This is a genomic window from Sporichthyaceae bacterium, assembly GCA_036269075.1.
In the GTDB taxonomy this organism is placed as follows: domain Bacteria; phylum Actinomycetota; class Actinomycetes; order Sporichthyales; family Sporichthyaceae; genus DASQPJ01.
Map to the genome: position 1 here is coordinate 1 of DATASX010000080.1, position 11,477 is coordinate 11,477.

An 11,477-nucleotide genomic window follows, 5' to 3' on the forward strand; every position below is an offset into this window, starting at 1 on the left:
GGGCCGGGATAACCTTCACCTACGGAGTGCCTTCCGCCAGGGAACATCAGGACCTCAGGAATCCCGATCTTCCCTTGCCGGACAGGCACTTCCGTGTCTCACCCGCCGCCCAACACCCGCCGACCTGCAATTTCGAGGCTAGGGCGTGTCTCCTAGGCCGGCCGGAGCAACGCCGGCCGTGACGGTCCGTCAGGAACGTGCGAGGCGGGGAAGCTGAGCAGTGCCGTCAGGCCGCCGCCCGGGGTCTCCACCAGGTTGATCTGGCCCCGGTCGACGCCGACCAACCGCCCCACGATCGCCAACCCCAGCCCACTGTGACCGGGTCGGGCGGTCTCGCCGGAGAAGCGGTCGAAAGCTCGGGCGCGGTGCTCTGCCGACATGCCGGGACCGTCGTCGACCACCGACAGCAGTACCCGCTCGCCGTCGCACCGCACGCCGACCAGCACCGAGCCACCCGCGGCCAACGCGTCCAACGCGTTGGCGATCAGGTTGTCGAGCACCTGTTCCAGGTGGCCCGTCGTCAGCAGCGTCCGGGCCGGGACCTGCTCGCAGCGCAACGTGACCCCACGCTCGGCCGCCACCGGTGCCCAGGCCTGAACCCGCTCGGCGGCCACGTCGGCCAGGTCGACGGGCTCCCGGGTGGCCACCACCGCCTCGGCCCGAGCCACCGCCAGCAGCCCGTCGACGAGCCGGTTCAGCCGGGCCACCTCGGCAAGACAGTCGCGCAGGTCGTCGGTGAGGTGCGCCGGGACGTCCTGGGCCAACAGCTCCAGGCGTAACCGCAGCGCCGACAGCGGCGTCCGCAACTGGTGCGACACGTCCGTGGTCATGACCTGTTGCGCATCCAGCAGTCCGGCGATGCGTTGAGTCATGTCGTCGAAGGCGGCGGTCAACGCCCGCAGCTCCGGTGGGCCGGGGACCGTGCCGATCCGGGTGTCCAGGCGACCTTCCCCGATCCGTTCGGCGCCGGCGCGCAAGGCCTGCAACGGACGTTGGATCCAGCGGGCCAGGGCGACGGCAACCACCGCACCGACTGCCAGCGCGGCCACCCCGGCGCCGGCCAACACCGCCCAGAGTCGGTGCAGGCGGGACCACAGGTTGGCATCGTCGCGGATCAGCACCACGCTGCCCAGGTCCTGGCCGGTGGCCGAGGCCACCTGCGCGCGGACCGTGATGTACCCGGAGATCCGCGGGGCGGCGCCCGAGTTCGCGGTCTGGATCGCCGCGGTGGGCACCGCCCGACCGGCTCGCGCCACGACGTTCCCGGCCGGGTCGAGCACGACGACCCCGTCCGCGGCGCTGACCTTCAGGTTCAGCGGCCCCTGGTCGGTGGTATCGCCGAAGTCGCCGAGATGTTCCTCGGAGGCCGATGCCAACGCTCGGGCGGTGGACTGCACTCCGGCGTCGAAGTTCTCGTCCTCCTGCCGGGACAGCACGATCCCGAGCGGGACGACCAGCATCAGCAGCAAGGCGGAGAGCACCAGCAGGAACCCGGCGATGATGCGGCGGGTCACGGCGGGCCCAGCCGGAATCCGACGCCGTAGACGGTCTCGATCAGCGCCGGGTCGCCGAGTTTGCGGCGCAGAGAGACCATGTGCACGTCCAGCACCCGGGTCGGGCCGTACCAGTGCTCGTCCCAGACCGCGGCGAAGATCTCCTCCCGGCTCACGGCCCTCCCGGGCTCGGCGGCCAGGCAGGCCAGGATCCCGAACTCCTTGGCGGTAAGGGAGATCTCCACGCCGTCGACCTCGACCCGGTGCGCGGCCAGGTCCACCCGCAGCGATCCGTGCTGCACGGGTTGATCGACCCGGGCCCGGGACCGGCGCAGCACCGCCCGCATGCGGGCCGTCAGTTCGGCGAACCCGAAGGGCTTGGCGAGGTAGTCGTCCGCGCCGAGATCCAGGGCGGTGACCTTGTCGCGCTCGTCGGAACGTGCGGTCACCACAATGATCGGCACGTCCCCGGTCGCGCGCAGCCGCCTGCAGACCTCGGTGCCGTCCATGTCGGGCAGGCCCAGATCGAGGATCACCAGGTCCGTGGGGTCGGCTGCCAGCGCCTTGCCGCCGGTCTCCACGGCGGTCACCCGACACCCGGCCCGGGTCAGCCCGCGAACCAACTGAGCGGCGATCGAGGCGTCGTCCTCGACCACCAGCACGCGCACCCCGTCGAAGGTGCCCGCGCCCGCCGGGATCTCCATGGCAGCAACGTTAGGGGAGCCGACGGCCGGGCCCGGTCACGAGCCGCCCGAGCGGACGTGGGTGCGGTGGGTGACGGGTGCGGCGACCGGCGCGGGCGGCGTGACCGGCGCCCGCACCACCGGCTTCGGCGGAGTGCTGACCACCGTGCGGGGGGTAACGTGCCGGGGCGCCGACCTGGTCGGTGCTGCGGCGGACGAGTCGGTCGTGGCGGACCCCGAATCGGCCGGCTGGACGTCGGCCGGGGTCGAGGTGTCCTGCGACGGGGTGGTGTCCGGTTGCGCCGACCCGGTTTCCGCGGGGGCGACGGCGTTCCCGACGTCGGCTCCGGTGCTCGTCGACGCAGGCGCCTGGCCGGCGAACACCATTCCGAGTAGGCCCGCTGCGGCGGCCGACAACAGCGCCGTCGTCCTGGTCACCACCGAGACCCGCCGGTGGCCGTGCTCCCGAACCGCAATTCCACGCCCTGCCGTCACGTGCGCCTCCGAGACCGGTCGACCGCCTGGGCCGCCGTTGCGTTCAGATCCGGTGCCAATCTTGCGTTCTCGCCTACTAAGGACCTGTTCAGCGGCGCTGTGCGCAGACTTGGAGTCCGCCGCCCAGGAGCGGCGTCGCGGCTGCGGTCAACGCGACGCCCAGCGCCAGTCCAGCGATGACATCGGACGGGTGATGGACGCCGAGCAGCACCCGACTGCTCGCCACGGCAAGACATGCCGGCACCGCGAGCGACCAGGCAACCACCCGGACGGACCGGGCCGCCCACAGCGCGCAGGCGACGACGGCCAGCGGCAGGTAGACCGAGGCCGCTCCGGCGGCGTGACCGGACGGGAAGCTCCAGCCGCTCGCGTGGTCGACCGGATGGGCGAACTTGGGGCGTGGTCGGGCGACCAGGTCCTTGACTGCCGAGTCGGCGAGTTGGGTCGCGATTCGCACTGCCCCGACGAACAACGCCGTCCGACAGCGCCCGAGCACAACGAGCACAGCGGCCGCGACCAGGGTCACGACGGTCACCACAGTCGGCGCTCCCAGCCGAGTCAGCGTCCGCGCGGCATCGAGCACCGCGGGGTGGGACAGCACGAACCGGTGGGCGGCGGAGTCGACGCGAGCATCCACCGACCCTCGCCCGCCCCAGCCCGCCTCGACCGCCGCCAGCAGCAGCCCGAACACCGCGGCGCTGATGAGCAGGGCCGCGAGCGCGGTTCGGTCGAAAGCGCGAAACCCGCGGCCGGCAGGCATTTTCACGTGGCTCCGAACACGCCCGGGTCGCCGCCGCAGCGATCGAAGCGGGCCACCTCTCGGCCCGCCCAGATCTGCACCGGATTGTTGTTGCCCCGGTTGGCCGGCACGTCCGCCCCGCAGTTCTCGCCGGTGACGAGCAGTCGGCCCGCGGCGTCGTGACCCGCTCGGATGAAGACCGGGCACAAGCCGGTGTCAGCGGTCCAGGCCACTCGCGGACCGGAGCCGACCAACTGGAGGAGCCGCTCCGGATAGCTGGACGGCTGCCCGCCGATCCCCTCCGCGTGCGCCTTCTTCAACAGCGGGTCCTCCGCGCGGCAGTCCAGCAGGAGTTGAACGGCGGAACCGGTGAACACCGCCTGGTCGATGCCGCAGGCCCGATCCGGCGAGTACTGCACCGCCACGGCCGGCTGGGCTCCGCGAGCCGTCGCCGGCACGACCAGGAAGCCGCTCGGGCCGTACGTGGCCTGTTTCGATCCGTTGAATCCCACCGCGTAATTGGGTCCGACCAGGAACACCAGCGCCTGCCCATCGGGACGCCACTGCGGGCTCCGAGCCGAGGTGCCCGGGACCGAGATCTTCCGCTCTCGTCCGGTGGCCAGGTCGCGCACCACGACCCGGCTCCGGCCTGCCGGTCCGCTGATCTCGGCCGCGCTCTGCGAGCACGGTCCGAGTTGATAGGCGAGCTGCGTACCGTCCGGGCTTTCGACCGGGCAGGTCAGGTTCACGTCGTCCCCGACGCTGAACAACGGCCGGGTCCGCCCGGTCGCGACGTCGTGGTCGAGAACCGTTCCGCCGCAGGAGTGCTGCTCGGTGTTCCGCTTGTCCGACGGGCCGTGCACCAGGGCGTAGACGAAGCCGTCCCGCGACCGGGAGTACCCGGCGAAGTGGGCTCGCAGCATGTTGACCGGACCGGGAGCCGCCTCGACGTCGCGCAGGAATTTCCCGGTCGCCTCGTCGAACAGCGACAGCCTGGTGCCACCCAGGCCGAAGATGCCGGCACCCCCGTCGTGCTGAGCGACGAACACGTCCGCGGCGGTCGCGGGGGTCGCTGTGGGGGAGGCGGTCGCGGTCGGCGATGACGCCGGACCGCACCCGGCGAGCAGCACGATGACCGCACCCGCCACGGCCGGCCCTCGCGGCCTCACGACGCTGCGGCCCCGCAAGTCGGGCACGGCTGCGACACGGCCGAGTCGGCCGACTCCGGGAAATCGTGCGGGAACGAGGCGCGGGGGAGGCCGCAGATGGTCTCGGCGGCGTCGGGGCCCGCGACCAGGTGGGTTTCGCCCAGTGGCGACCGGCCGACGTCACCGGCACCCCTGTAGATCCGGCCCGGGCGCAGGCCTGGGTACTCGTCCCAGCGGAAGTTCGAGGCCACCAGGAAGCGCGTCACGGCTGGTGAGCTTAGCCGGCGACTGGGCGCCGGGCCGACGCGGTCAACCCCGAGGGTCGGGACCTCCGCGACAGTACGGTGTCGTACCGCCCAAGTGATATCGTCGTTCTCGGGGCGTATGAGCAGCCTGCGCACGACGGCGTGCGGAGCGCAGGCCATCGGGTCGGAGCGGCGTGTCGAAAGCTGGGATGCCGGATGAGAACAATCCTGCAGGTGTCCGCGGGGAATCGCGCGAACCGTGGGTTCGGTCGATGACCGAACAACTCGCGACGGGCTGGTACCCGACGGAATTCGTGCCGAAGCCGGCACCGAAACGGTCTTCCGGCCGACGCAAGTCGGCCGAGCGCACGATCACCGCCGAGGATTATTTCGGCGTGGCGATGGAGATCCTCGCCGAACTCGGGTCGGAGTCGTTGACGACTGCGCAACTGTGTGACCGAATGCAGATCACCAAAGGTTCGTTCTACTACCACTTCCGGGGGATCGATCATTTCGTCGAGGCGTTCGTCGCCTATCGCGAGACCGTTCTGAACAATCTCTTCTTGGCGCTGGCCTCCGAGCCCGACCCCAAGGTCCGGATCTGCTCCGGCATCAGGCAGTGGGCGGCGATGCCGCACGAGGCGGAGGTCTCGATCCGGGCCTGGTCGCGCAGCAACGCGGTCGTCGCGGCCTCCCAGGAGCGCATCGATCGCTTGGTGCTCTCGCTGACCGTCGCGACCCTGTCCTCGCTCGTCGACGGCGCGGAACTGGTCTCACTGACGGCCCGTCAGCTCGTGGCGCTGATGCTCGGCCTGGAGCATCTCGAACGCCCCGCGGAGGAGGCCGACCTGGTCCGGCCGGTGCTGGCGTTCCTGGACTCCGCCTGCGGTCTGGACCTGCGGTGCCGCGGCGAGGCCGTCGACTCCGCCAATGCGTGCTGAGATCTCGAAACGCTCTGCCGCACGATATCTGACTGGGTGTCAAAAAACTGGGGCGGGCGCTCGCGCGCCCGCCCCAGTAGTTATCGCCGGAGACTCACTTCCAGGTGTGGATCACGAACTGCTGGTCGTCGGGGGTGAAGCCGGACGGGGAGCCGTCGGGGTTCGAGACGGTGTTGGTGCTGGTGTACTTGTAGATGAACTCGCGGCCCTGGCCGTACTCGTGGTTCCAGTCGTCGCCGCCACGCTCGGAGGAGACGTAGGCGAAGCGCTGGTCCAGCGAGGCGTCGGCCTGCCAGACGGTGCCGTTGCCGAGCTCGGACATGATCCGGTCGCGGGTCAGGTTCGGACCGACGGCCTTGGCGGCCTGGGCGAAGATGTTCACAGCCGCGTAGCCGGCCTGCACGATGTGGTGGTTGGTGCCGCGGTTGAACCGGGCGTACTTGTTCATGGTGGCCATGAACTCCGGGCCCCACAGCTTGTAGGTCGTGTTGGTCCAGTAGCGGTTGATCGGCCACTGACCGAACAGGGACCCGAGGACCTCAGCGGCGAGGTGGTTGCCGGAGATGCCCTTGGGCGGGTAGTAGCCCTGCTGGGCAGCCTCGACCATGAACTTCGCCATCGTGGCCGGGTTGATCACGTAGTGGATGATGTGCTCCGGGGCGGCCGCCCGCATCGCCAGGACGTAGGCGCTCATCGAGGTCTCCGAGATCGACACGTCGGCGCGCTTGACCATCTTCGCGCCGGAGGCGTCCATGATCTGCTGCACGCCGTTGCAAGCCAACTGCATCTCCGGGCTGGTCAGGCAGACCAGGCCGTAAGTTTTCGGCTTGATGACGTTCACGGCCCAGTGCGCGTTGGCCATGGCCTCGTGGACCATCGACATGTGCGTCGGGAACATGAACGGATCCTGCCACTCGGTCTGGGAGTAGGCCCAGGCACCGAAGTACGGCAGGTGGTACTGCTTCAGGTCGTCGTGGATCGAGGCGGTCGCCCAGTCCACACCGGTGATCAGACCGAAGACCTGGTCCTGACCGACCAGCTTCTTGATGCAGCCCTTGGCCCGCGCGACCTCACCGGGGCCGTCGTCGCAGTCGGTCATCGACATGCGACGGCCCAGGATGCCGCCCCGGTCGTTGATGGCCTGCATCGCCGCGAGGTCACCGTGGACCTGCGGGGTCACCAGGACGTTGCCCAGCGCCATGCCGTGCATGTTGACCGAACCGAGGCGGATCGTGTCCTTGGTGACACCGACGTCGGTCGCGCCTTGCTTGGAGTCGTAGATCTTCTGGTTCGTGGCCTTGCCCGAGGCGGACTCGGTCGACTTGACCTGCGTGCCGCCGTTGTTGGCGGAGTCCGACGCAGCAGCGGGAGCAGCGGCGTTGGGCTTGCTGGCGGCCTTGGTGGCCTTGGTGGTCGACTTCGCGGCCGGGGCAGCCTTCGTGGTGGAGGCGGCCGGGGCGGCAGCGGTCGTGGTGCTCGAGGCGGCAGCCGGAGCAGCGACGGCAGCTGGAGCAGCGGCGGCAGCCGGAGCGGCGGCGGCCGGGGCGGCAGCAGCCGGAGCGGCGGCGTCGGCGGGCGGGGCGGCCGGCGACTGAGCCACGGAGTTAGAACTGCCGCTGCTGCCACAGGCAGCAAGGACGAGAGCGGCAGCCGCGACGACCGGGACGGCCTTCACGACGCGATGATTCCAGCGATGCACTGGGCAACTCCTTAAATGTTGGGCAGCGAGGCGTGCGCCGAACGAGGCTCCGGCGCCGGCTGCCCAAGGGATGGATGCGGTGACGGCAAGCGAAATGTCCGTCAACGTGAAAATCGTGCCTTTGGGAACGCCCAAAGCCTTAGTGCGCCGCCACAGAAGCCGTTGTGGGCAACAACGAACGGGACGGCTTGTCCCAGGTCGCGGCCCGGCGGCCGCGCAACAGCCGGATCGCGAGCAGCAGGTCCAGCACGGCGGGAAAGCTGCGCAGGTCCCGGCCGGTGCGCTCGGCGATCCGGTCCAGCCGGTAGTACGCCGTGTTGGGGTGCACGCCGAGTCGTTCCGCGGCCGACCGGGAGTTCAGGTGGCCTGCCGCGTAGGCCTCGAGCGTCTGCAGCAGTTGTCCGCCGGAAGCCAGTTCGTCCTCGACGAAGTCGCGGATGCGGGGATCGATCAGCCGTCGGGCGGTGTCGTCCTCGGTCAGGGCCAGGTAGTCCATCGCGGACATCGTCGAGACCTGGCAGACACCACCGGCCGGGCCCAGGCCGTCGCGCGCCGAGACGGCCTCCCGGTAGGCGGACGGCGCGCCGGCCCAACCGACCCGGACGGTGCTGATGCCGACGCAAACCGTGGTCCCGGTGCGGCCGATCTCCTGATGCAGCAGGTGAATCCGTTCACCGACCGCCGCGCCACCGTCGAGTGCCGGGAAGACGCCGACCACGTCGGAGGCCCGGGCCACCACCAGGCCGCCGGCTGCCCGACCCAGCACCGCGCGCATCGAGTCGCGCAAGTTGCCCAGTGCGCCGGGGTCGTCGGTCGGACCGCCGAGATCCAGTGCGCAGACGACGAATGGTGCGTCGTCGCGCAGGCCGCCTGCCTCGAGGATGGCGCGGCGCGGCCCGAGCACCGGCGGGCGACCCATCAGCAGGTCGTCGACCAGATCGGCGCGCAACCGGTCGCGGTCGACCGTCCGGAACTGCTCGGCCTCGAGGTGGGCCTCGGCCCCGCACGAACTGGCCACCTCGATCGTCTGCATCAGCAGGTAGACCGCGCGCGACAACGCCGCGGGCGAGGCGTCGGCCAGCAGCGGGACGAACCGGTTCCAGAGGTTGATCTGGGCCAACCGCAGGGACTTCAGGAACTCGGCCAACCCGACGCCGTTGGTCACCAGCACCAGTGCGAGGGCGCCGGTGGCAGTGAAGTCCTGCGGTTGCGGGACCCGGTCCTGGAGCAGGCACTGGGTCAGGACGGCCAGTACCTCCCGGCACTGGTCCAGCAGCGCAGCCGTGGACCCGGGGTTGTCCTCGGCGCGGTAGGCCTCGACGTGCGCGCTGACCGCGTCCGCCGCCGAGGCCACCAGACGTTCGAGGTCCGACTCGAGGGTCCGGGCGAGGGCGGCCAACTCGTCGCGGGTCGGATGCGCCGGCGAGGTGTGTTGTTCCCACACGCCGGTTCGGTCGAGTGATTTCCGCCTGGACCGGGAAGTGGCCACGGCGGCGGTGTGCAGTTCCGTGACGACAGCCCCCGCCTGATCGGGCCGAAGCGCCGGGGCGAGGGCTTTGTGGTCGGCGGACCCCAGGTCACCATTTTCGTGGAGCATTCACGAAGTGTGCGGAAAATCCGGCACCTCGTCACGGTGCGTACCGTATGGAATGCAAAGACCATACGGTACGGAATGTTGTCCCCACCGCGCTGACTTCGGCTTTTCGGGCCTTTCGAACGCGGTCCGCGCGACGGTCGGTGGTCGGGTGGCGAAATTCACAGATCGGGGGCCGGATCGTGTCGGCCGATTCCCGCCTTTCTCGAGCCGATCGCCGCGCCGTAAGTCTTGACGGTGTCGATTCCGGTGCGCGGCCGACCTGAGCGGCGGGACGGCCGAAGTCGTCTCCCGGGCCAGGTCGTGCTCCGACGGACGGTCGAGCAGGTGCGTCCCGATCGTCCGGCGTCCGCCGAGACACGCTCGGCCGGGTTTCTCGATTGCGCAGTTGTGAAAGCAGTGCGCTCGGTAACATCCGGACGTAACCGGCCGAAAGTCGCGAATCGCCGCGGCCCGGTCCTAGTCACGTCAGCGGCGCGAGAGGTCCCGGACGCCGCCCAGGAGCGGTCGTGGTCGGTCTCGGGAACTCCGATCGGTGGCGCAGACGCCCACCGAATCCGCCCGGCTCTACACCGGACGTCGGCGTCCCGCCGGAGTTGGCTGCCAACCTCAGCGTTGCCGAGCAGCACGAGTGGATCGCGCAGTTCCTGCGCAGCCGGGTGGTCACCAGGCGGGCCGCCCTGCGGGGCGCGGCCGGGGCGCTGGCCGGTCTGGGGCTGGCCTTCGCGCTCGACGGCGGCCGACCGGCCGGGGCGGTCCGATACCTGCCCACGTCCGGGCCGACGCCGAGCCCGACCCCGAGCTTCTCGCCGACGCCCATCAGCGGCCCACTGACGTTCCTCGGCCGCCGGGTCTCCTTCGGGAACGACCCGGGCAGCTCGATGGCCATGGCCGCGGAGTTGACCGCCCCTCCGCCCCGACGGGTGCTGGTCGACGTCGGCCTCGACACCGACTACGGACAGACCCTGGTCGCCGAGATCCGCCACCTCGTCAGCCTGGTCCCGCAGGAGGGCGGGTCGATCCGCGCCGCGGAGCAGTGGTTCCTCCACGGCCTGGCCACGGACCTGCGACCAGGGCAGCGCTACCACTACCGCTTCCGGCTCGGCGACGGGATCACCAGCCCGGACGCGGTATTCCGCACCGCCCCGGCCGGCCGCGGGTCGTTCACGTTCACCGCTTTCGGCGACCACGGCGTCGATGACGGACCAGGCCCGCCGTGGGGACCGTCCGACGACTTCTACTGGCCCGGCCAACGCCGCGCGGACCGCCCGGCCGCCGCGCTGACCGACCTGATCGTCGACCGGGAACCGGCGTTCCACCTGCTGGCCGGCGACATCTGTTACGCGGCCACCGGCCGCGGCGGACCGGTTCGCAACAACGGGCCGCTCGGGCCGCCGGACACCGGCTTCGAGAACTTCGACCCGCTGACCTGGACGCGCTACTTCACGGCCGTCGAACGCAGCGCCGCCACCACGCCGTGGATGTTCGCCACCGGAAACCACGACGTCGAGGCGCTCTACGACGACAACCAGGGCGCCGGGGCCACTCACGGCTACGGCGGCCACCGGGCGCGCCTGGACCTGCCGACCAACGGGCCGAGTGGTTGCCCGTCGGTCTACTCGTTCCGCTACGGCAACGTCGGATTCCTCAGCGTCGACAGCAACGACCTGTGCTCGGAGAGCATGGCCAACCACGGCTACAGCCAGGGCGCCCAGACCGACTGGGTCCGCGACACCCTGGCCGCGATGCGGGCCGACAAGGCCGTCGAGTTCATCGTGGTGTTCTTCCACCACTGCGCCTACGCGACGCTGGCCGGCCCGGCCTCCGACGAGGGCGTCCGAACCGCGCTGGCGCCGTTGTTCGAGCGCTACTCCGTCGACCTGGCCGTCCAGGGGCACAACCACGCCTGGGAGCGGACGAACCCGATCCGCGGTGGCCGCAGCACCACCGACGCCCCTACCGGGTCGACAGTCCACCCGGTCGAGCACGGCACGACCTACATCTGCGCCGGCACCGGCGGACGGCCGTCGGGCGGCTGGCAGCCGGGCGAGACCGACCGCTACCCCGGGTGGCCCGGCCCGGACAACGGCGAGGTCATCCACACGACGCTGACGACCTCCGGCGGCGGCCGGGAGCCGGAGACCGTGGACTGGTCGCAGGCCCGGTACGAGGGCTACGCCTTGCTCGAGGTCGAGGTGGTCCCCGGCGCCCCGGGCGGGGAGTCCACGATGACCGTCCGCACCATCACTGACCAGGGCGTGCTCATCGATGTCATCACGCTGGCGCGCCTGGTGGAGTCGAACTCGCCGCACCCGGTCGACCACAGCGCCCGGAGCGCCGAACCCGGGCCTGCGGCGGACGTCTGACGGGGCCGGCAGGCGGAATATGTCGGCTGTGATTCGGCTGATGGAACGGCGCGTCAACTCGGACAATTTGGTAT

General features: G+C 70.6%; 10 protein-coding genes. 2 read left to right on the forward strand and 8 right to left on the reverse strand.

The window, feature by feature from the left end:
* Positions 1-152 precede the first annotated feature (152 nt).
* From VHU88_13800 to VHU88_13825, 6 genes are all read right to left on the reverse strand, one after another.
* Positions 153-1,514: a HAMP domain-containing sensor histidine kinase gene (locus VHU88_13800; GenBank protein HEX3612754.1), complete on the reverse strand. Its 1,362-nt coding sequence runs from the start codon at positions 1,512-1,514 to the stop codon at positions 153-155.
* On the reverse strand, positions 1,511-2,197 hold the full coding sequence (locus VHU88_13805; GenBank protein HEX3612755.1) for a response regulator transcription factor: 687 nt from the start codon (positions 2,195-2,197) through the stop codon (positions 1,511-1,513). The genes VHU88_13800 and VHU88_13805 overlap by 4 nt, the downstream gene beginning before the upstream one ends.
* 36 nt (positions 2,198-2,233) lie before the next feature.
* Positions 2,234-2,671 (reverse strand): hypothetical protein, encoded by a 438-nt coding sequence (locus tag VHU88_13810; protein HEX3612756.1) that lies wholly within the window; start codon positions 2,669-2,671, stop codon positions 2,234-2,236.
* A gap of 88 nt (positions 2,672-2,759) precedes the next feature.
* Entirely contained in the window at positions 2,760-3,431 is a 672-nt protein-coding gene (locus tag VHU88_13815; GenBank protein HEX3612757.1) for a phosphatase PAP2 family protein, read from the reverse strand.
* Between the two features lie 2 nt (positions 3,432-3,433).
* On the reverse strand, positions 3,434-4,558 hold the full coding sequence (locus VHU88_13820) for a hypothetical protein (GenBank protein HEX3612758.1): 1,125 nt from the start codon (positions 4,556-4,558) through the stop codon (positions 3,434-3,436).
* A gap of 17 nt (positions 4,559-4,575) precedes the next feature.
* A complete protein-coding gene (locus VHU88_13825; protein ID HEX3612759.1) occupies positions 4,576-4,824 on the reverse strand; it encodes a hypothetical protein in 249 nt (82 codons plus the stop codon).
* Between the two features lie 251 nt (positions 4,825-5,075).
* On the opposite strand from VHU88_13825, the gene VHU88_13830 reads away from it, so the two are divergent.
* Positions 5,076-5,744, forward strand: a complete 669-nt coding sequence (locus VHU88_13830; protein HEX3612760.1) for a TetR/AcrR family transcriptional regulator — start codon at positions 5,076-5,078, stop codon at positions 5,742-5,744.
* A gap of 94 nt (positions 5,745-5,838) precedes the next feature.
* On the opposite strand, the gene VHU88_13835 is transcribed toward VHU88_13830, so the two are convergent.
* A complete protein-coding gene (locus VHU88_13835) occupies positions 5,839-7,443 on the reverse strand; it encodes an ABC transporter substrate-binding protein (GenBank protein ID HEX3612761.1) in 1,605 nt (534 codons plus the stop codon).
* Between the two features lie 139 nt (positions 7,444-7,582).
* Positions 7,583-8,887, reverse strand: a complete 1,305-nt coding sequence (locus tag VHU88_13840; GenBank protein HEX3612762.1) for a helix-turn-helix domain-containing protein — start codon at positions 8,885-8,887, stop codon at positions 7,583-7,585.
* 659 nt (positions 8,888-9,546) lie between these two features.
* Here VHU88_13840 and VHU88_13845 point away from each other — a divergent pair.
* Entirely contained in the window at positions 9,547-11,403 is a 1,857-nt protein-coding gene (locus tag VHU88_13845) for a metallophosphoesterase (GenBank protein ID HEX3612763.1), read from the forward strand.
* The last annotated feature ends 74 nt before the right edge of the window (positions 11,404-11,477 follow it).

Bases quoted from the DNA above. Each gene is read 5' to 3' on its own strand.
- VHU88_13830 (HEX3612760.1), top strand. From the start codon at position 5,076: ATGACCGAACAACTCGCGACGGGCTGGTACCCGACGGAATTCGTGCCG.
- VHU88_13815 (HEX3612757.1), bottom strand. From the start codon at position 3,431: ATGCCTGCCGGCCGCGGGTTTCGCGCTTTCGACCGAACCGCGCTCGCG.
- VHU88_13805 (HEX3612755.1), bottom strand. From the start codon at position 2,197: ATGGAGATCCCGGCGGGCGCGGGCACCTTCGACGGGGTGCGCGTGCTG.